The 19232-nt window shown below is 48.1% G+C and carries 21 protein-coding genes; 10 read left to right on the top strand and 11 right to left on the bottom strand.

The features are described from left to right. Positions 1-21: 21 nt before the first annotated feature. From hemC to trmB, 8 genes are all read left to right on the top strand, one after another. On the top strand, positions 22-942 hold the full coding sequence (gene hemC, locus P6910_RS01925; RefSeq protein WP_317144605.1) for a hydroxymethylbilane synthase: 921 nt from the start codon (positions 22-24) through the stop codon (positions 940-942). A 13-nt stretch (positions 943-955) separates the two neighbouring features. Further along, a complete protein-coding gene (locus tag P6910_RS01920) occupies positions 956-1732 on the top strand; it encodes a uroporphyrinogen-III synthase (protein WP_317144604.1) in 777 nt (258 codons plus the stop codon). Then, the gene (locus tag P6910_RS01915) at positions 1729-3090 is read left to right on the top strand and encodes a uroporphyrinogen-III C-methyltransferase (protein WP_317144603.1); all 1362 of its coding nucleotides are present in this window, start codon (positions 1729-1731) and stop codon (positions 3088-3090) included. Before P6910_RS01920 ends, P6910_RS01915 begins: the two co-directional genes overlap by 4 nt. Beyond that, positions 3087-4334, top strand: a complete 1248-nt coding sequence (locus P6910_RS01910) for a heme biosynthesis HemY N-terminal domain-containing protein (protein ID WP_317144602.1) — start codon at positions 3087-3089, stop codon at positions 4332-4334. Before P6910_RS01915 ends, P6910_RS01910 begins: the two co-directional genes overlap by 4 nt. Then, the gene (locus tag P6910_RS01905) at positions 4331-4711 is read left to right on the top strand and encodes a DUF423 domain-containing protein (RefSeq protein WP_317144601.1); all 381 of its coding nucleotides are present in this window, start codon (positions 4331-4333) and stop codon (positions 4709-4711) included. Before P6910_RS01910 ends, P6910_RS01905 begins: the two co-directional genes overlap by 4 nt. 131 nt (positions 4712-4842) lie before the next feature. Then, entirely contained in the window at positions 4843-4995 is a 153-nt protein-coding gene (locus tag P6910_RS01900) for a DUF29 family protein (protein WP_317144600.1), read from the top strand. Positions 4996-5061: 66 nt separating this feature from the next. Then, a complete protein-coding gene (locus P6910_RS01895; RefSeq protein WP_317144599.1) occupies positions 5062-5520 on the top strand; it encodes a hypothetical protein in 459 nt (152 codons plus the stop codon). Positions 5521-5622: 102 nt separating this feature from the next. After that, the gene (gene trmB, locus P6910_RS01890) at positions 5623-6339 is read left to right on the top strand and encodes a tRNA (guanosine(46)-N7)-methyltransferase TrmB (RefSeq protein WP_317144598.1); all 717 of its coding nucleotides are present in this window, start codon (positions 5623-5625) and stop codon (positions 6337-6339) included. Positions 6340-6383: 44 nt separating this feature from the next. On the opposite strand, the gene P6910_RS01885 is transcribed toward trmB, so the two are convergent. From P6910_RS01885 to P6910_RS01855, 7 genes are all read right to left on the bottom strand, one after another. Then, positions 6384-6713 (bottom strand): DUF3392 family protein, encoded by a 330-nt coding sequence (locus P6910_RS01885; RefSeq protein ID WP_317144597.1) that lies wholly within the window; start codon positions 6711-6713, stop codon positions 6384-6386. An 82-nt stretch (positions 6714-6795) separates the two neighbouring features. After that, complete coding sequence (gene hemW / locus P6910_RS01880; RefSeq protein WP_317144596.1) at positions 6796-7935, bottom strand: radical SAM family heme chaperone HemW; 1140 nt, start codon at positions 7933-7935, stop codon at positions 6796-6798. Positions 7936-8007: 72 nt separating this feature from the next. After that, positions 8008-8619 (bottom strand): XTP/dITP diphosphatase, encoded by a 612-nt coding sequence (locus P6910_RS01875; RefSeq protein ID WP_317144595.1) that lies wholly within the window; start codon positions 8617-8619, stop codon positions 8008-8010. Between the two features lie 5 nt (positions 8620-8624). Beyond that, positions 8625-9101, bottom strand: a complete 477-nt coding sequence (locus P6910_RS01870; protein ID WP_317144594.1) for a DUF4426 domain-containing protein — start codon at positions 9099-9101, stop codon at positions 8625-8627. Between the two features lie 4 nt (positions 9102-9105). Beyond that, positions 9106-9708, bottom strand: coding sequence for a methionine biosynthesis protein MetW (gene metW / locus P6910_RS01865; protein ID WP_317144593.1), 603 nt, complete (start codon positions 9706-9708; stop codon positions 9106-9108). After that, positions 9705-10862, bottom strand: coding sequence for a homoserine O-succinyltransferase MetX (locus tag P6910_RS01860; RefSeq protein WP_317144592.1), 1158 nt, complete (start codon positions 10860-10862; stop codon positions 9705-9707). Before P6910_RS01860 ends, metW begins: the two co-directional genes overlap by 4 nt. A gap of 253 nt (positions 10863-11115) precedes the next feature. Next, positions 11116-11343 carry a hypothetical protein gene (locus P6910_RS01855; protein WP_317144591.1) on the bottom strand — a complete coding sequence of 76 codons (228 nt, stop codon included), beginning with the start codon at positions 11341-11343 and terminating at the stop codon, positions 11116-11118. A 535-nt stretch (positions 11344-11878) separates the two neighbouring features. Between P6910_RS01855 and P6910_RS01850 the strand changes: the two genes are divergently transcribed. Further along, positions 11879-12112, top strand: a complete 234-nt coding sequence (locus P6910_RS01850) for a cell division protein ZapB (RefSeq protein ID WP_317144590.1) — start codon at positions 11879-11881, stop codon at positions 12110-12112. A gap of 174 nt (positions 12113-12286) precedes the next feature. Here the strand turns inward: P6910_RS01850 and P6910_RS01845 are convergent, their stop codons facing one another. Continuing rightward, positions 12287-14197 (bottom strand): ATP-binding cassette domain-containing protein, encoded by a 1911-nt coding sequence (locus P6910_RS01845; RefSeq protein ID WP_317144589.1) that lies wholly within the window; start codon positions 14195-14197, stop codon positions 12287-12289. Positions 14198-14716: 519 nt separating this feature from the next. Beyond that, positions 14717-15220, bottom strand: coding sequence for a hypothetical protein (locus tag P6910_RS01840; RefSeq protein WP_317144588.1), 504 nt, complete (start codon positions 15218-15220; stop codon positions 14717-14719). A gap of 421 nt (positions 15221-15641) precedes the next feature. Here P6910_RS01840 and P6910_RS01835 point away from each other — a divergent pair, with 421 nt between their 5' ends. Next, a complete protein-coding gene (locus P6910_RS01835) occupies positions 15642-16349 on the top strand; it encodes an FKBP-type peptidyl-prolyl cis-trans isomerase (protein WP_317144587.1) in 708 nt (235 codons plus the stop codon). A gap of 70 nt (positions 16350-16419) precedes the next feature. Here the strand turns inward: P6910_RS01835 and rsd are convergent, their stop codons facing one another. After that, complete coding sequence (rsd, locus tag P6910_RS01830) at positions 16420-16890, bottom strand: sigma D regulator (RefSeq protein WP_317144586.1); 471 nt, start codon at positions 16888-16890, stop codon at positions 16420-16422. 549 nt (positions 16891-17439) lie between these two features. Beyond that, complete coding sequence (gene gshA / locus P6910_RS01825; protein ID WP_317144585.1) at positions 17440-19014, bottom strand: glutamate--cysteine ligase; 1575 nt, start codon at positions 19012-19014, stop codon at positions 17440-17442. Positions 19015-19232: the final 218 nt, after the last annotated feature.

Here is a 19232-nt window from a genome sequence, read left to right as displayed (position 1 = left end):
TTTATTGATTGAAAGCCTCCCATGAAAATCATCCGCATCGCGACAAGAAAAAGTGCCCTGGCCCTCTGGCAGGCTGAATATGTAAAAGAGCGTCTGGAGCACTTTCACCCGGGTATCCGGGTGGAGCTGGTGAAGATGACCAGCCAGGGTGATCGGATTCTGGATTCACCTCTGGCCAAAATCGGTGGCAAGGGCCTGTTTGTAAAAGAATTGGAAACGGCTATGCTGGAGAGCAGGGCTGATATCGCCGTTCACTCCATGAAAGACGTACCTATGGAGTTTCCAAAAGGGCTTGAGCTGGGTGTTATCTGCCCTCGCGAAAACCCACTGGATGCATTCGTTTCCAACACCTACAACCAGCTGAGCGATCTGCCTGAGGGCGCCATCGTGGGTACATCCAGCCTGCGCCGCCAATGCCAGATTCTGGCAAAAAGACCGGATCTAAAGATTGAATTCCTGCGGGGCAACGTTAACACACGTCTGGCCAAGTTGGACGATGGCCAATACGACGCCATTATTCTTGCAGCGGCAGGATTGATCAGACTGGGGATGAAAAATCGGATCAAAACGGCCCTGCCCCCTGAACTGAGTCTGCCAGCGGCGGGTCAGGGTGCGGTGGGTATTGAGATTCGTTCTGACGATGAATCGATCAAACAGTTTCTGGCCCCGTTGCATCATGAAGAAACGGCAACACGAGTCCTTGCAGAACGAGCCATGAACCGAAAATTAAATGGCGGCTGTCAGGTACCCATTGGTTGCTACTCTGAACTCATCAACGACCAGCTCTACATCCGGGGCCTTGTGGGTCAACCGGATGGCAAAGTCATACTGAGCGCAGAAGTCTATTGTGCACCTTCCGATGGCGAGAAAGGCGGTGTCCGGTTGGCTGAATCCTTACTGGCACAGGGTGCGGACCGAATTCTCGCAGAGTTGCTGCATTAATGTGAGCCATGTCATGATAAACAGCCGTGAGATCAGGGCTTTGGTTACTCGCCCCGCAGAGCTGGCAGAACCACTGGTTGCCATGATTCAGAGCCTGGGAGCCATGGCATGGTCTTTACCGATGATCCAAATCCAACCGCTGGCAGAAAGTCAGACGCTGCGAGACCGGATTTTACAGCTGGATCATTACAGCAAAGTCATTGTGATCAGTCAGAATGCCGCCAGGCTGGGTCTGGAACATATAGAGAATTACTGGCCACAAATGCCTTTGAAAATCCACTGGTATGCCGTCGGCCCAAAAACACGACGATGGCTTAAGAATAATGACATTGAGGCTACTTGCCCGGAAATACGACAAAAGCCCGGGGACAGCGAAGCACTGTTGCGACTGGAGAGCCTGCAGCAGGTCAGTGGAGAAAAAATACTGATTCTGAAAGGAAAAGGTGGCAGAGAGCTTTTGGAGACCACCCTCAGAAATCGGGGAGCCCAGGTGGATTGCCTGGAACTTTATGAACGCCGGAAGCCCGATTACCCGAAAGATTATCTGAACAGGCTGATCAAAGATCATGCTATTAATGTCATACTGACCAGCAGTGGTGAGATTCTGGCCAATACTGTGGGCTACCTTTCTCCGGCTTTAAGTCAGGAGTGCTATCTGGTGGTTCCCAGCGATAGAATTGCCAGAATGCCAGAGGCTCAAGCATTCAAACGGGTTTATACCGCCCGGGGCGCCGACAATCACGCCATGGTCTCGGTACTGAACCTGATTAACAGCGAAGGGTTAACGTGAGCAAGAAAGATCAGAACGCCAGTAAACTCGAGCAGGCCGAACCGAAAGAACTGGCCAGGTCAGCAGGGCCTTCCAAAAAACAGGAAAGCAAGCCGACTTCAGCAGGCTCCAGAAAACAGCCTCAAAAATCAGCATCAAAACCAGGACAAAAGCTCTCTGTCCTGGCCTTGTTGCTTGCAGTCATTGCACTGGGATTAAGTGGCAGTTTTGGCTGGCAGCTCATAAAGTGGGAGCAGAAACAACCCTCCCTTATTGAAGGGCAGGAACAGCAACAAACCCAAATTGCACGACTTCAGGCCAGGCTCGCTGAAATAAACAGTGATCTCACGCCTATCAAAACCGGACTCCACGAACAGGAAAGTCGAAGTGAACGTTTGCTCAGTCGCACCGACAGCCTGACCAAAAACCTTCAGGAACTCACCGGCAGCAGTCAGGATGGCTGGAAGCTGGCAGAAGTAGAATACCTGCTCAGTCTCGCTAACCAGCGCCTGCTCATGTCATCTGATATCCAATCAGCCAAGGCTCTCCTTGACAGTGCTGACAAGATGCTGCTTGAGCTGGACAACTATAATTTGTATCCCGTGCGAGAAGCTCTGGCAGAAGATATAGCTTCTCTCAACGGCCTCCCGGATCTCGATCAGGAAGGGCTCTACCTGAAGCTTGAAGCGCTCACCCGGCAGATTGACCAATTGCCCCTGATGGAAAAAAAGACTCTGCAACAACCTTTAGCAACCGTACCAAAATCTTCTGCAATGCCATCCGCAGGCACTCCATCCGCAAGCGCTCCATCTACAGAGACTGCCAAATGGCAGGCTGTCGCCCTCTCAATGCTGAAGAATACCTGGGAGAGCTTTGTCAGCCTGTTCAGATTCACTCCGGATCGTGATCAGAAAATTACCTCACTGCTGTCACCCGAAGAGAGTATTATCATTCGCCAAAACCTTCAGTTGATGCTGGAGCAGGCCAAGTTGTCAGTCCTCTCCAGAGACCAGGCTATCTACAACAGTAGCCTGCAACAGGCTTCAAACTGGATAGAAAAATACTTCCCCCTGTCAGGAGCTCAGGCCACCGCAATGCTCGACGAGCTGAAGGCTTTAGACAAAATCACTGTAAAACCTGTAACCATCAATATCAGCCGTGCTTTGAGCTTGCTGAAATCCAGCCAGTTAAACGATACCCCGGAGAATAAAAAAAATACGACAGGGCAAACTGAATCTGTCCAGAGTGCTCCGACTGTTCAGAACAGTCCAGCCGAAAAAACACCTGAAATGACTGATCAGACAGCTACTGAAAACAAGACAGAACGTTCTCAGCCCTCAGAAGCACCTGCTGACTCTTCAGAGGAGCCCCGGAAATGAAGAGTTTTATCATCTTCCTGGCGATTCTGGGCATTACTTTTGGTCTGGCAAACACCATGATCAGTGACAGCGGCTATGTGCTTATCTCTTACAACACGACAACATTCGAAAGCACACTGTGGGGACTGTTTTTACTGATAGGTCTTGCCATAGGTGCGTTATGGCTTATCTGGATTATCCTGAAACTGATTTTTGACGTCACTGGTTTTATCTATCCAATGACTTCGGGTGCCAAAGAAAGGCGAGCCCGTAAATTAACAACCCGCGGCTTTGTCGAGTTTACTCAGGGACACTGGAAAAAAGCTGAGCGACTGCTTTCTCAGGCAGCGGACTATGGCTCCTCACCTTTACTGAATTATCTTGCTGCCGCCCGGGCGGCTCATGAAAATGATGACCCTGAAGCCTCTGCCGAATACCTTCGGCGAGCCGATCACAAGGAGCCCGGCGCAGAGTTGGCTATTGGTATTACCCAGGCTCAGCTGCAACTGTCATCCGGTCAACTGGAGCAGGCGCTGGCTACCCTGACCAAGCTGCACAAGCAAGTCCCACGACATGCCTACGTCCTGAAGATGCTGAAGCAGGTTTATACCCGCCTGAATGACTGGCAATCCCTCGCAGCCCTGTTACCCAAGCTGAAAAAGCAAAAAGTCGTTTCCGATGAAGAGTATCGCACCATTGAGCTTCAGTGCTTTGAAGCTCTTTTCAATCAGGCCTTCAATAATGGTCGCAGTTTTACCTCTCTGGACCAGAAAATAGAACCTGCAACCCAAATCTGGAACAGTTTGTCGTCCAGCCAGAAGCATAATTCTGCCATGATCTACCGCTATGGTAAGTGTCTGACGGACCTGGGAGCACAAGAGAAAGCTGAAACTCTGCTTAGAGAAAACCTGAGGAAGCACTACAGCAGCGACATGGCTCTACTCTACGGCAAGATCAAGGGCAAGGATGTGAAGAAGCAGTTGCATTTTGCCGAAACCATGCTCAATGAAAGACCTAACGACGCCGACCTGCTACTGACCCTGGGTCGTCTGTCTCTCCGTAATGAACTCTGGGGTAAAGCCAGGGAATACTTTGAAACCAGCCTGAGACTCAGCAAACGGATTGATACTTATAACGAGTTGGGGCGCCTTCTGGCTCATATGGAAGATCATGAAAAAAGCTCTCTGTACTTTCAGGAAGGATTGAGACTCGCAGCGGGGAGTGTTGTTGATCTGTTGCCGACAAAAGTTACGGATAAAAAATGACCCGACTCTACCTGTTACCCGGTGCCCTCTGCGGTTTTTTGTCCGTGGCTCTGGGCGCATTCGGGGCCCATGCTCTGAAAGATCAGCTGTCCGAACGCTACATAGACGTATGGGCAACAGCGACGGATTACCAGTTCTACCACAGTCTGGCTCTGGTTCTTGTTGCCGTTCTTGCCCTCCATTTCAAAGACTCCAGAAAGCTGAGATGGAGCGCCAGACTGTTTCTGGCGGGTATCATCCTCTTTTCCGGTAGCCTCTATATTCTTGCCATCACCGGAGTTGGCTGGCTGGGTGCGATCACTCCACTGGGTGGCGTCTCGCTCATGCTGGGTTGGCTTTTTCTGGCCATTTTTGCTGTCACCGAGCTTTATGATTAATGTTTTTGATGCTCTCGTACTTTTTGCCTACATTAGGAAGTTCATGGAGGTGATTTATGGATAATCTTTACGAGACTGACTTTTACCGATGAGTTCAGAAGCAAAAGCATCTTTTGATTAGCCGCCAGTTTATGCATGATGCCTACGCAGAAGCCAGAATTGATGCCATCAAACAAATGAACAGGTACATCAAGCAAAAAAGCAGAAAACTCAATGCCAGCAGCTTCCCGGATGATTGCCCCTGGACTTTTGAGCAAATAATGGGAGACGACTGGCTACCTTGATCCGGTTGTTGAAGGGAGACGTGAGCATTGCTTTTTGATTGATCCAGACTCCACAGGAGGTCAACCATGTCACTGAGTATTAATCTCGTTAAATACGAGGCAGCCAATGATGGAAAGCTCTACGAAACCAATGCTGACCTCATTGAAACAGCTTTTGTCACTTCATCCTTACTCGAGGAATTAAAGAATCAATTTTCCTTAGCAGAAAAGAATATCTTTGAAGCTCTAGGTTCTGAAGATCACTATTCAATAGACTGCTTTAATGACTCGGATGTTGAAGCCGCTATCAGAAAGCTGGAAGAAATTTTTTTATCCATTTTAAAATCAGATGGAAAAAAGTTACATGGCAAGATGGAACCTGATGCCCCTGAAAACCTCCCTTCCAAGTACTCTGACCCCATTAGCTCAGAGGATATTGAAGACTCAATCAGCCGTTTTAGAACGCTCACCAACTTGATAAACGTGTTCAAGTTAAAGCACGACCAGTTCAGAAAGGATGACTCCGCTGTACTCAAGGTTGGATAACAAACACATGTGCAAACCTGAATCCAGTTGCCGAAGGTTTCCAAGTCAACGCAGTTTAGGTATCTTACGCCGACTTTTTCATTTGCAGATTACGTACTTCTCATGACCAGCTCAGTTGAACCTGATCACACCCCTGACCCGACTAAACGTCGGGAAATCAAAAGTTTTGTCCTGCGCGCAGGTCGTATGACCACAGGGCAGCGTCGTGGCTGGGATGAATGCTGGGACAAGTGGGGTCTACAAAAAGAAGACGGCCCATTAAATATCAGTGAAGCCTTTGGCCGGGAGGCACCTGTCGTATTGGAAATCGGTTACGGCATGGGACTGTCACTGGTGGCCATGGCAAAAGCCGAAAGCGACAAGAACTTTATCGGTATTGAGGTTCACCGCCCGGGAGTTGGCAGTCTGTTAAATGAATCCCAGCTGGCAGGCGTCACCAATGTTCGCAGCTATTGCGATGATGCCGTTGAAGTGCTTCGCGAGTGCATTGCCGATGGCAGCCTGTCCAGAGTTCAGATTTATTTCCCTGATCCCTGGCACAAAAAGCGTCATCACAAGCGCCGCCTGATTCAACCCAAATTTATTGAAGCCATCAGACCGAAACTGGCGGTGGGTGGCGTTATTCATCTGGCCACAGACTGGGAAAACTACGCCGAACAAATGATGGACGTCATGACGGCCGCTGAAGGTTTTAAAAATCAGGAAAGTGAAGGTCAATACGCACCACGGCCAGACTTCAGACCGCTGACCAAGTTTGAAAAGCGCGGTCACAGGCTGGGTCACGGAGTCTGGGATCTGTTGTTCGAAAGAACGGAATAAACCTTACCGCATTCAGAAGGAGCAGAGCTTCGCTGCTCCTCTTCTCAATGCCCCAGCTTCTCCGACAATATCCCGACACAGACTGCGATTACCAGCAACACCGGAGCGAGAGTGTAATGATTGAAGTAGCCCAGTAAATTGCCGAGCCACTGAGGCACAAAATAGAAGATGGCGCCGAACAGGGCAAGATTCAAAACAGCTCTTGCAGGGATTCTCACTGCAGCATGCAGCCGGTTCATCCAGCCACTGCTCCATGAGGCAATAAAACGCCCCACAAATGCCACGGCTACCGCTGTCAGGGCCATAGCGATGACATCAAGATGCTCACGAGCTAACTTTGACAGAAAAATAATGCCGTCTGTTATCCATTCCATAGTTCACCCTCCGTTTTGAGTGCGTAAACAATTCGCAACAGATTCCAAAAAATGGCGCCCAGTCGCTACCTGAGCGAGAAAATCACCCATTCGTAAACAAAGCCAACAGATCATTCAGAAAGAGTCGCCCCTGCTTTGTTGGCTGTAGTCGATCCTGCTCCAGTAACCCTTTTTCAATCGCCAGCTGACATTGAGCGTCTATGTCAGAGAGTGCCATTCCGGTTCTCTGCTGAAACAATGAGTGATCAACCCCCCGGTTAAGACGCAGAACATTCATCATAAACTCAATCGGCAGATCATCCCCAGTCAATATCCTGCTGCCCGATTCAAAGGGTTTATCCATTGCCAGATAATCGGAAGGCATTCTGGTTTTCCAGTTTCGATAAATCCTGCCCGTCTCCCGTTCGGTGATCTTGCCATGAGCCCCTGCACCAATACCGATATAATCACCAAACTGCCAATAGTTCAGATTATGTTTTGCCTGCCTACCGGGTCGGCTATAGGCTGAAATCTCATACTGCTGATAGCCCGCCTCTGCCAGTAAATCCCACCCTTCTTCCTGGATGGACCAGAGGGTATCGTCCTCTGGCAAGATCGGCGTTTTTGAATAGAAAACCGTATTGGGTTCAATGGTGAGCTGGTACCAGGAAATATGAGTCGGTTCCAGTGCAATCGCTTTTTTCAGATCTGACAGGCCATCCTGAATGCTTTGCCCGGGCAGTCCGTGCATCAGATCAATATTGAAGTTATCAAAGCCCATCCCCCTGAGGGACTCGATCGCTCTGAGTGCTTCTTCCGAGCTGTGAATACGGCCCAGCGCCTTGAGCTTTTCATCCTGAAAACTCTGAACCCCCAATGACAATCGGTTGATACCGGCTTTTCGATAATCTTTGAACCGATCATGCTCATAGGTGCCGGGGTTGGCTTCCATGGTAATTTCAATATCCGGCGAGAAACGGATTCGTTTTTCCAGCTCAGAGAGAAAACGATCAAAGCCTTTGGCAGACATCAAACTGGGGGTACCGCCACCAAAGAAAATCGTATGAAGGGCTCGCCCCTGGAGAGAACTCACTTCGCTGTCAAAGTCTTCCAGCAAGGCATCGACATAAGCTTCTTCAGGAATACCATCACTGAGTGCATGGGAGTTGAAGTCGCAATAGGGGCATTTTTTGACACACCAGGGAATGTGTACATAAAGGCTCAATGGAGGGAGTTCGAGCATATCGAGAATCAGGTCAGGTGATTAAAGCAGCCAGATGACATCACCGGCCGCATAAAGAAAAAAAGTCGTCTATCAGGAGCGTTCTTTTAACTGCGCCAGAAGCTGCGCCATGGCTTTGGCCCGATGGCTGATACTGTTTTTCTGTTCCCGACTGAGTTCAGCCGCTGCGCAGTTGTGATCAGGTACATAAAAAAGCGGATCATAACCAAAACCCTGATTGCCTGCGGGCGCCTCCAGAATGTAGCCTTCCCAGCTGCCGTGACAGATCACAGGGGTTGGGTCTTGAGCATGACGCATATAGACCAGTACGCTGTGAAAACGAGCGGTTCTCTGCTCTTTGGGTAATCCGTCCAGGCTCTGCAAAAGCTTCTGATTGTTGGCTTTGTCGGTGGCATCTTCACCGGCAAATCGTGCCGAGTAAATGCCTGGCTGGCCATTCAGGGCATCCACTTCAATTCCGGAATCATCAGCAATAGCTGCAAGACCTGAGATTTTTGCTGCATTTCTGGCCTTGATCAAGGCGTTTTCTATAAAGGTCAGCCCCGTTTCCTCAACAGAACCTATACCGAACTCACTTTGAGCCAACACTTCAAAGTCGAGCCCCAACAGCATCTGCTGGAGCTCCCTCAGCTTGCCCTGGTTACCACTGGCCAATACCACTTTTTTTGGCTCTTTTTTTAGCATCGAACTCACTGGCCGCCCTCGAAAAATTTCTGGCTGAACTGAATGATATGACTCTGACTGGAGCCTTCAGGGTGTACTTTGATGGTGAATTTTAGCATTTCTTCATTACTGAACCGGAAACCTGCCAGGTAATAGATGGCATCACCTTCTTTTATTTCCTTGAATTTCAGAGTCGACTGCTGACCCAGAAGGTTGGCGGCATTACCATCAAAAGAGGCTTTTACCGCCTTGCCTTCTTCACTGTCCCTGACGTTTCTGACAACCATATTGACCAGGCCATTTTTGGGCCCGCGCTCCAGATCATACGTCTTGGCTATGCCGGGCTGAATAAAGGTGCTGGGGAAGGCACTGTAATAGACTTCATAATCGCCAAACCGGGCCGGTTTGTCATTCATAACACGGGCTTCAGGCACTGCGGCAGCATGGGCTCCTGAATAAACGGCAAGCGCCAACAGTAAACTAAGCAGCCTTACACAAGCCATGACTTCACTCTCCTCGAGTCAAATGATAGATAGCCACTTCTCCCATCAGATTGGGCAGCAGGCGGGTTCTCCAGCCTCCCCTGTTGGCGCTATCGGTTACCATACGATTGATGATCTTCAGCTTTTTCTGACGACAAAGATCTTCAAAATCCTTAAACGTGCAAAAGTGTATATTAGGCGTGTCATACCAGGTATAAGGCATAAATTTGGATACCGGCATTCTACCCTTGGTAGCCAGATGCCAACGGCAACGCCAGTGACCAAAGTTCGGGAAGGTGACAATGCATTCCCGACCTACTCTCAGCATTTCATCCAGTGCCAGATGAGGAAATTGCAAAGCCTGCAGAGCTTGAGTCATCACCACGGTATCAAAGCTTTGATCGCCAAAATTGCCCAAACCCTGGTCAATGTTTTGCTCAAGAACATTGACGCCGTTTTGAATACAGTTCTGGATATTCTGTGGATTAATCTCCAGCCCATAACCCCTGATCTGTTTGTTTCTCCCCAGATCCGCCAGCAGAGTGCCCTCACCACAGGCCAGATCAAGAATTCGACTGCCCTGGTCAATCCAGTCACTGATGATGGCAAAATCAACACGGGTACTCATACGGCAGTCTCCCTGCATTCGTCAGCGACTCGTTTCATATAGCCTGAAACGGCGTTCACATACCGGGGAATGTTCATCAGGAAAGCGTCATGGCCCTGGGGTGCATCCACTTCCAGGTAAGAGACCTGCTTGCCCGCCTTGAGAAGTGCATCGGTGATCTCTCTGGAACGCTCCGGGGAGAAACGCCAGTCGGTAGTGAATGAAACCAGCAAAAAGCGTGCTTTAGCCGGAGACAAAGCCTGAGCAAGATCATCATTAAACTTCCGGGCCGGATCAAAATAATCCAGGGCCCGGGTCATCAACAGATAGGTGTTGGCATCAAAGCTGCCAGAGAAATTTTCCCCCTGATAGCGAAGATAACTCTCTACCTGGAACTGAACACCATAGTCGAAACTGTACTCTTCATTCTTCAGTTCACGCCCAAACTTCTGTCCCATGGCGTCATCCGACAGGTAGGTAATGTGGCCTACCATTCTGGCTAGTCCCAGACCGTTCTTGGGCAGGGTTCCTTCTTCAAGATATTGGCCATCCCGAAAGTTTTCATCGGAGCGAATGGCCTGTCGAGCCACTTCATTGAAGGCAATATTCTGTGCCGACAGTTTCGGTGCAGAGGCAATAACAACAGCATGACGCAGTCGTTCAGGATAAGCCATAGACCAGTAAAGCGTCTGCATGCCACCAAGGCTACCACCGACAATGGCAGCCCATTGTCGAATACCCAGATGATCTGCCAGTCTGGCCTGACTCTCGACCCAATCTTCTACGGTGACTATGGGAAAATCAGAGCCATAAAGTTTGCCGGTTTGCGGGTTGATACTGGTTGGGCCGGTGCTGCCATGACAGCCCCCGAGATTGTTGAGACTGACAACAAAGAAATGCCGGGTATCCAGAGGCTTACCCGGACCAACAAAGTTATCCCACCAGCCAGGCTTGCGATCTTCCATGGTGTGGTAACCGGCTGCATGATGATGGCCACTGAGCGCATGGCAGATCAAAACACCATTACTCTTTTCGGTGTTCAGCTCACCGTAGGTTTCAATTACCAGGTCATATTCGTTCAGGGTCTGGCCACAACTTAACTGAAGGGGCTGATCAAAATGGACCGTTTCGGGTTCGACCAGGCCCACCGAGTCAGGGGGAATAGTTTCTGGCATAGTTACTTATCTATCACTTGTTACCGTGAAACACTTTCCAACACGTCAAGTGGTGAAAAACGGTTCTTTTGCTCATGGTGCTTTGCGCAAATTGTCCACAGATATGCATGAACATCAGACTGACCCCAGTCAGCCCGGAAGCACGACCTGCATTTACATTCGTAGCTGGGAAGTGTATCTATTTGGTGGGTAGTTGTCAGTACGCAAGCCGGGTATCACAAGAGTCAGTTCAGCCCGACAACACTCATTGCCGTCATCGAGTGAGCAGAAAACAGCGATCCAGGGCCAATTCCGTCAAGGCCAGCAGATGACTCAGAAAAACACCTTCTACCTGACGTGAAGAAAAGTAAAGATGCTGATCATGAATGTATTCGTCAACACTCTGATTACAGGTCAGGGAGATGTAAAAGGCCCTCATGGCCTCATCCTCGACATTGAGAACAGAGACAATGGTTGCGTCAGGTAGTGCAGTTTCGCTCATGCAAAACTCCTTGAGGCATCTCACCTCATCGCACAGGACCATCTGGCTGTCCCGTGCAACTCTGAAAAGCATCAAAATTTCTAACTGGCGTCATTAAAACTCCGGTGGACCACGCCAAAGGTCTCAATTACCGCGAATATGTTCCTGCTGCCCCGACTTTAGTGGCTGTCGCAAAAGCCTCTTTGAAAAAGAACTTGAAAAGACGATTGGTATGTCGGTAGCAGACTGCCCGGGCATTATAAAATGATCGTCGTTTTTTAAAGCATTTCAGAAGCGATAGATTCGATTCAGAACAGTGTCACAAACATTCACCTATCACCCGCATTCTTTTGTAATTACTTCGCAAGTATAGCCTGCATATAAGTAACTTATCTGAACTTAGCCTGAAGTATGTGCTATCGTAGAGCCAGTGCAAAAGCCGCCCTTAATTTGCACAGGAGCCTGCCGGACTGCTGCTTACAGAACAGGCTGGCGGCCGTCGGTTACAGACAAGCTGATTTCGTCCGAACTATTTCCTGGTGAAAAAGTAACAATTATGTCCATTGAATCCTTAGGCCAACTTGAAAACAAACTTCAGAACCTGATCGACAAACTTGAGCTCACTCGAATGGAGCTTGAGGAATTGCGTTCAACCAATACCCGTCTGGAAGATGAAAACACTCATCTAAAACAGGAACTGAGCTCTTGGAGCGAAAGGGTGGGTAGTTTGCTAGGCAAACTGGACAGTGTATCCGACGAGGCTGAAGAAGTGGCATACGAGCAAGCATAATAAGGTCATACTTCAGATTCATGACCCGTTTTTCTGGAATGGAGTTCCTGCCCTTTATTGCGCCAGGCAAAAGAGGCTGCCAGAAAGATTATGATCGATCTCTGACAACTCATACTCTTCTATACGATATTCCCTGATTTTGCCGCCTGATATTTATCAGACGGCAAAAGATGCCTACTCTCTTTCCATTGCTTCCAGTTGCTCCAGCGTTTCCATCCAATCTTCTTCGATTTGTGCAATCGTTTTTTTGTATTGAGCCTGCTGATCCAACAAAGATTTCAAACGCTCTTTTTCTGAACTTTCATAGAGTGCTGGACTGGCCAGTTCAGACTCCAAATCCGCCAGCAAAGATTGTTGCTTCTCCAGTTTTTGCTCCAGAGAGTCCACTTTCTTTTTCATCGGCCTGAGTTGTTTGCGACGCTCTGCCTCAAGACGCTTTTGCTCTTTGCGGACCTGTGCAGAGTGCGCCGATTGAACCGTTTCAGAAAGTGCTTCTGATTTATCTTCATGGCGCTGCTGAGTCAACCAGAGGCTGTAATCTTCCAGATCACCTTCAAAATCTTCAACCCGGCCATCATGAACCAGAAAAAGATCATCTGTAGTACTGCGCAGGAGATTACGATCGTGCGACACCAATATCACGGCTCCTTCGAATGTCTGCAGAGCCATAGTCAGGGCATGACGCATCTCTAGATCAAGATGGTTGGTCGGTTCATCAAGCAATAACAGGTTAGGCTTTTGCCAGGCTACGATTGCCAGTGCCAGCCTCGCCTGTTCACCGCCAGAAAAGCCTTCAATCGTTTCCAGGGCCTTATCACCATGAAAACCAAAACCACCCAGAAAGTTTCTCAGCTCTTGTTCCCGCGCTTCAGGCGACATTCGTTGTAAATGAAGCAATGGGCTGGCATCGGCATCCAGCTTTTCCAATTGATGCTGGGCGAAGTATCCCACTCTCAGGTGTTCTCCATCATGCCTCTGACCAGCTACCAGGGGTAGCTCTCTTGCCAGTGTCCTGATCAAGGTTGATTTACCCGCACCATTAGCCCCCAGCAAACCGATGCGACTGCCAGGCAGGATATTCATTTTCAGCTTGATAAGTGTGCTGCCCTGATAACCGAGTTCGGCTTTCTCCAGGGTCAACAGCGGTGAAGATATTTTTTCAGGATCAGGAAAGCTGAAGCTGAAAGGTGAATCGACATGAGCCGGTGCTATTTCTTCCAGTCTGGCCAGTGCTTTCAAGCGACTCTGTGCCTGTTTGGCCTTGGTCGCTTTGGCACGAAACCGCTCAACGAACTTCTCCATGTGAGCGCGCTGCTTTTGTTGCTTTTCAAAGGCAGCCTGCTGCTGCTGAAGACGTTCAGAACGCATGCGTTCAAAAGCAGAATAATTGCCACGATAAGTATTCAGTTTCTGATGCTCGATATGAAGGGTGATATCAATCACTGCGTCCAGAAAATCACGGTCGTGGGAGATAATAATCAGTGTGCCGTGATAACGTTTAAGGAAACTTTCCAGCCAGACGATGGCATCCAGGTCAAGGTGATTGGTTGGCTCATCAAGGAACAGTAAATCTGAAGGAGACATCAGGGTACGAGCCAGATTCAATCTCATTCTCCAACCACCAGAGAAATCTTTTACACTGCGCTCAATTTGTTCATGGGAAAATCCAAGACCATGGAGCAATTGTTCAGCACGAGAACGCGCTGTATAGCCATCCGCCTGGAGCAGTTTTTCGTGAAGTTCAGCAAGCTTGCTGTGCTCTTCGTCTCGTTCGGCACGCTCAATAGCTTTTTCTATTTTCCTGAGTGTCTCATCACCGTCCAACACATAATCGACGGCCTTCTGGTCCAGAGCCAGAACCTCCTGAGCCATGTGAGCAATCCCGCGACCGGAGTCGATACTGACATCGCCCTTGTCCGGTTGCAGGTTTCCCATAATCAGGGACAGCAGACTCGACTTGCCACACCCATTGGCTCCTACCAGTCCAACATGCTGGCCGTGATGAATTATTGCGCTGGTTTCTTCCAGCAAAACCTTGCCAGAGCGCAATAAACTGACTGAGTTCAAATTAATCATGGCGCGCATTATAAGTACTCAGCCATACGGAATCGAATATTTCTGGCTTATTGGGCAGGTGCTCTGCAAGGCGCAACGACGGGAACATAGCAAGCTATGTGACCAGAGTTGCAACGCAGCACGACTGCATGGATGCAGGAGCTAGAGCAACGCAGGAGCAGTTGCCGTGTAGGACAGTCTTAAGTCCGACAGGCTGCTAGAGCAACGCAGGAGCAGTTGCCGCGAGTGCCTGAACAATAAGTCAGAAAATATGATTTCGTATGGTTGAGTACTTATACACTGTTTCACTGGCATTCCTACGGGAATATCAACCCGCTGCGGATACAGGGATCTATATACAACGAGACGTTAATATCATGCAGAGTGATCAGGCGATTCGAGGTCAAAATTCGGGCCAGGCTACTTCCAAAAAAGTGGCAACGGAATCATTGCCACAAAGAAGTACTCGCTGATAGATGGCGAGAGGGAGAGAGATATTTAGAATTATTGCAGGAGAGGCTTCCCTCTCCTGCATATACTGCATAGCGATTAGCTCTTGGCTTTTTTCTTGGCTGGAGCTTTAGCAGCGGCCTTGCGAGCTGGGGCTTTTTTCTTAACTACCGCCTTCTTGGCTGCTGCTTTGCGAGCCGGTGCCTTTTTCTTAGCAACCGTTTTTTTGGCAACTGCTTTACCAGCTGGTGCTTTTTTCTTGGCAGGGGCCTTTTTCTTGGCAGAGGTTTTTTTCGCTACCACTTTCTTTTTAGCAGCAGCCTTCTTTGCAGGGGCTTTTTTCTTGGCATCAGCTTTGGCTTTTGTCTTTGCTTTCTTCAAAGACTCCTTGGCCTTATCCAATTTCTTCTTGAGTGCTTCAACTTCTTTTTCAAGCTTCTTAACCGGATCTACCTTGCGAGTAGTTTTTTTCACTGCAGTTTTTTTAGCGACCGGTTTTTTAGCTGCTGGTTTCTTAGCAACCGGCTTCTTTGCCACTGTCTTTTTAGCTGCTGGTTTTTTAACAGCCTTTTTAGCGGCTGGTTTCCTTTTAGCTACAGGCATTTGGTCATCCCTCGTCATTGCCTTTAGAAGTACTTCTATATAAAAGCTGAATAATTTATATCCAGTTTTAATTAGAAAATAGAGTGCTTATCACACGACTGCAAATTTTTTTATACATTTTTTTATATAAAATGTTTTTTTTCCTTCAAAAAAAAACTTGTCGTCTTTCATTTTATCATCGGCGAAAGTCATTTAACCCTTAAATTTAAGGCCTTTTTGTAAAAGTAACGTTCCAGAACACTTGCTATCTCTCTATGTTTGCACAAAGATAGAGAAACTCTTGTACCAAGAAAAATTTGACCCTTCGTGAGTCGAACCAATACAAATAGCCATGAGCCGGAAGTGCAGCTTGGCCGGAACATGAAAACAATAACTGCAAAGTCAGGAAGAGCTGCACTTTCAAAATAAATAGAGAAACTTCATGAGACTAAAAGTGCTTGCTGGCATCGCCCTGGTGTCCTGTTCCCTGCAATCAGTTGCTGCTCTGAAAACAGAAGCAGACAAACTCAGCTACAGTCTGGGTGCAATTTTAGCCGAGCAACTCAAGCAGTTTGAGGGCATTAACTCCGACGCATTGTCTCAGGGAGTGGAGGATACTCTGGAGAACAAACCACTGGCTTTTGACAAGCAGGAAATGTTCAGGCTGATCGAAAAAGCTCGTAAGGATCAGGAGAAAAAGCGTCAGGCTCAACTGGCAGAGGAGACAAAAAAGAACCTTGAAAGGGGTCTGTCTTTCCTGAAAGATAACGCGAAAAAGTCAGGTATCAAAACACTGGCAAGTGGCCTTCAGTACAAAGTGATTAAGAGCGGTCAAGGCATCAAACCAGCAGAAAACAGTGAAGTGACTGTCCATTACGAAGGACGCCTTCTGGATGGCAAAGTCTTTGATAGTTCTTACAGCAGAAACCAACCGGCAACGTTCAAACTGAATCAGGTCATCAAAGGCTGGACTGAAGGTCTGAAACAGATGCAAGAAGGTTCCGTTTGGGAGCTTTATATTCCTTCGGAGCTTGCTTATGGTCCCGGAGGTATTCCTGGAAGAATTGGGCCTAGCGAGGTGCTGATTTTTAAAGTCGAGCTGCTGAGTGTGAAAAAAGACTCACAGGAAAAAGAAGAGAAAAAGAAGTAAACAGCCCGCCACAGGCTGAGCAAGTTTCCTTAATACTACTGGCAGATATTCGGACTATCTGCCAGCGGTATTACTGCGAGGCAAGCAATTCTCTGTGGGACTCGTGAAGCACTTCAATCATCTGGTCTTCCAGAGAAAACCGTTCTTCTAAAGCTTCACCCAGTTCAGACAGGCGGGTCTGCAGCATAATGACACTGCTGAGGGACTCACAACCATCATTAAAATCCAGACAAACCTGCGTATTTTTTTCCAGTTTCGGCAAAATGGACTGTGCCATTTCCAATCCCCCATCATTAAAATCGATACCTTCCTGAATCAGTTGTTCGTAAACTTCGAAATGACCCGCTGAAACATAATCAACCAGAATCTGGCACATTTCTTTCAATTTGTTTGCAACAGGCCTTTTATCATCGTGAAATTGATTCACTCCATTGATTGAGCAATAGAGAACGATCAGCGCCTGCCGCTCGTTTAGCCAGCGGTCAATGATTTCTGATACGCCACCCCAACGTTCTCTGGCCGTTTTGCACCCCTCCAGCATGACTATTCCTCTTCGTTTGGATCTCATCTACTTGAAACGGGATCACTTTCTCGCCCCTTGGAAACGGCGACTCAGTTGCTAGGTTATGACAGTGGATTTTTTGCGGCAAGAGGTAATTTCAATTTACAGTCAATTTCGATCTTGATTATATTTAGACGATCGCACTAAAAGTCGTTTTTTTCAGGGTTTTTAGCGTTTTTTAATTCTATAAAAGATAAGAGAGTCTGCTTTGATTCAAAAAAATTATTTATTAAAGCAGTCAAAAAATAAGATTCTCACTCCCGTGCGATGAGTTCCAGGCCGATTCAAAAACAGGGCTTGATCGATCGCGTAAATCAGCCATGAGCAACTGAAACAATTTTTTTCCTCCCTCACGGGTGAAAATCTTTTTCACAGAAAAACAAAACGGGGGCAAACAGTAGAGAACAACTTTCACCCCGGTAAGAAAGGTTGTTCTGGTCAGAAAAAAGCCCCATTTGTGAGAGAATATGACAGGATCTGGTGGTCATTTGCTTACTCACCAGATCCGGTTTTTCAAAAAATCACGAATCATTCAGATTCAAAATAACGTTTCAGAAACTCATCAAAATGTGTCGTATCAGAAGCTTTCAATCGTTCCTGATTTTCTCTTGATTCTGCGGCTATACGCCCAAAATACTCCAACCTTTCAGGCTGAATATTTTGCTGACTGAAATAGCGGGAGTGCACTTCAGACTGCTTGAGCATCCAATCAATATAACTGTCTCCGCTGTTTTTCAGTGCCTGCAGGATTCTGGCTGAAGGTGTGTTCTCAGAATCCTGCAGCTTCGCTCTCTGTTGAGCCAGGGATTCCGAGAAGAGATGAGACTCATTTGCCTTATCCAGTATCTGGGCAACGGGCACCATCTTGTCGATTAAACGCAATCCCCAGTCAGTCAGAGGGACCGGACCCTGCTCATCATTTAACTTCAATCCGGGACGTCTTCCTTCTGAAACCGTTAGGGCAAAGTTCCCGGTCACTCTCTGACACTCTGCATGATCAATTGCAGGACTGTCCATCAATGCAGCAAACACCAGGAACACATCCAGAAATGCAGCATCAACCGAAGACAAGCCCAGTGGCTCCATGGGATTGATGTCCATGCAGCGCACTTCAATGTATTCAACACCATAGTTCGACAATGCGGTTAGAGGCTTCTCACCCCGTTTGGCAATTCGCTTGGGTCGAATGTTGCTGTAATATTCGTTCTCAATCTGGAGCAGGTTGGTATTCAGCTGTAAGTAACGATCGCCATTTTTGAGTCCGATTTCTTCATAAGGCTGATAAGGCGTTTTAATGGCTTTAGCAAGACTGGAAACATACTCTCCCAGAGTGTTGTAACAAATACTCAAGGATGACTGGGCATTATTGGTATAGCCAAGATCACTCATTCTCAAAGAAGTTGCCCAGGGCAAATACAAGGTGTCTTCATCCAGCTGTGTCAGTGACTCGAAGGGTTTTTCCTGAGTAAAGAAACTCCTGCTGACTGCGGGGGAAGCGCCGAAAAGATACATCAGCAGCCAGGAATAACGACGAAAGTTTCTGATCATTGCCAAATAGGATTCTGATTGGAAATCTTCCAGCGAACGATCTGAAGATTTGGCATCAGACAACAACTGCCAGAATGACTCTGGCAGCGAAAAATTATAGTGAATGCCGGCAATAGTCTGCATCGCCTTGCCATATCGATGCGCCAGCCCTTCACGGTAGACCGTCTTCATTTTGCCCGAATTGGAGTCACCATAACGGGCAATAGGAATACTCTGCTCACCTTCCAGCAAAGCTGGCATACTGCCCGCCCAGAGCAATTCACCATCAAGGTTTTTGCAGGTGTAGCTATGGAGTTCTTCCAGAAACTTCATAACATCTTCCACCTTGCAGTAGACCGGAGTGATGAACTCCAGCAAAGCTTCAGAGTAGTCAGTCGTAATATAAGGGTGCGTCAGGGACTTACCCAGCACTTGCGGATGAGAAAACTGCGACAAACGTGCATCAGCCGATACCCGCAACCCTTCACGTTCGATTCCGTGTTGTATACCACTGAGCAGGTTTTGGTTGGACGACTGCTGTAGTAGTTGCAGACGACACTCATACTGGCTAGTCAAAATACAATTCCAATCCAGATGCGTTTTTTCGAGATCAACACTGTGCCGTCCTCGCTAAGGGTCGCCTAGACGGGCGCTATTCCCAGTCAGCCTCCCAGGAGCCTGCGAGCAGTGCAGAAGGCGGTAATCATTTCTCAGGGCGGACTATATAACGTTAGAATCGGCCTTGCACCCATCGAATGACCGCGAAACCTTCCAGATCGTGAGCAGCCTCCTGG

The sequence above is a fragment of the Endozoicomonas sp. 8E genome (assembly GCF_032883915.1).
In the GTDB taxonomy this organism is placed as follows: Bacteria; Pseudomonadota; Gammaproteobacteria; order Pseudomonadales; family Endozoicomonadaceae; genus Endozoicomonas_A.
The sequence above is the reverse complement of the archived record's forward strand: the minus strand, read 5'-3'. Positions and strand labels throughout refer to the sequence as shown.

Excerpts from the sequence above, each read along its gene's own strand:
- P6910_RS01895 (WP_317144599.1), top strand. The coding sequence starts at position 5,062 with ATGTCACTGAGTATTAATCTCGTTAAATACGAGGCAGCCAATGATGGA.
- metW (WP_317144593.1), bottom strand. The coding sequence starts at position 9,708 with ATGAGTACCCGTGTTGATTTTGCCATCATCAGTGACTGGATTGACCAG.
- P6910_RS01860 (WP_317144592.1), bottom strand. The coding sequence starts at position 10,862 with ATGCCAGAAACTATTCCCCCTGACTCGGTGGGCCTGGTCGAACCCGAA.
- P6910_RS01885 (WP_317144597.1), bottom strand. The coding sequence starts at position 6,713 with ATGGAATGGATAACAGACGGCATTATTTTTCTGTCAAAGTTAGCTCGT.
- P6910_RS01900 (WP_317144600.1), top strand. The coding sequence starts at position 4,843 with ATGCATGATGCCTACGCAGAAGCCAGAATTGATGCCATCAAACAAATG.
- P6910_RS01875 (WP_317144595.1), bottom strand. The coding sequence starts at position 8,619 with ATGCTAAAAAAAGAGCCAAAAAAAGTGGTATTGGCCAGTGGTAACCAG.
- P6910_RS01840 (WP_317144588.1), bottom strand. The coding sequence starts at position 15,220 with ATGCCTGTAGCTAAAAGGAAACCAGCCGCTAAAAAGGCTGTTAAAAAA.
- P6910_RS01850 (WP_317144590.1), top strand. The coding sequence starts at position 11,879 with ATGTCCATTGAATCCTTAGGCCAACTTGAAAACAAACTTCAGAACCTG.
- P6910_RS01855 (WP_317144591.1), bottom strand. The coding sequence starts at position 11,343 with ATGAGCGAAACTGCACTACCTGACGCAACCATTGTCTCTGTTCTCAAT.
- hemW (WP_317144596.1), bottom strand. The coding sequence starts at position 7,935 with ATGCTCGAACTCCCTCCATTGAGCCTTTATGTACACATTCCCTGGTGT.
- P6910_RS01870 (WP_317144594.1), bottom strand. The coding sequence starts at position 9,101 with ATGGCTTGTGTAAGGCTGCTTAGTTTACTGTTGGCGCTTGCCGTTTAT.
- trmB (WP_317144598.1), top strand. The coding sequence starts at position 5,623 with ATGACCAGCTCAGTTGAACCTGATCACACCCCTGACCCGACTAAACGT.
- P6910_RS01905 (WP_317144601.1), top strand. The coding sequence starts at position 4,331 with ATGACCCGACTCTACCTGTTACCCGGTGCCCTCTGCGGTTTTTTGTCC.
- P6910_RS01845 (WP_317144589.1), bottom strand. The coding sequence starts at position 14,197 with ATGCGCGCCATGATTAATTTGAACTCAGTCAGTTTATTGCGCTCTGGC.
- P6910_RS01920 (WP_317144604.1), top strand. The coding sequence starts at position 956 with ATGATAAACAGCCGTGAGATCAGGGCTTTGGTTACTCGCCCCGCAGAG.
- P6910_RS01910 (WP_317144602.1), top strand. The coding sequence starts at position 3,087 with ATGAAGAGTTTTATCATCTTCCTGGCGATTCTGGGCATTACTTTTGGT.
- rsd (WP_317144586.1), bottom strand. The coding sequence starts at position 16,890 with ATGCTGGAGGGGTGCAAAACGGCCAGAGAACGTTGGGGTGGCGTATCA.
- P6910_RS01835 (WP_317144587.1), top strand. The coding sequence starts at position 15,642 with ATGAGACTAAAAGTGCTTGCTGGCATCGCCCTGGTGTCCTGTTCCCTG.
- hemC (WP_317144605.1), top strand. The coding sequence starts at position 22 with ATGAAAATCATCCGCATCGCGACAAGAAAAAGTGCCCTGGCCCTCTGG.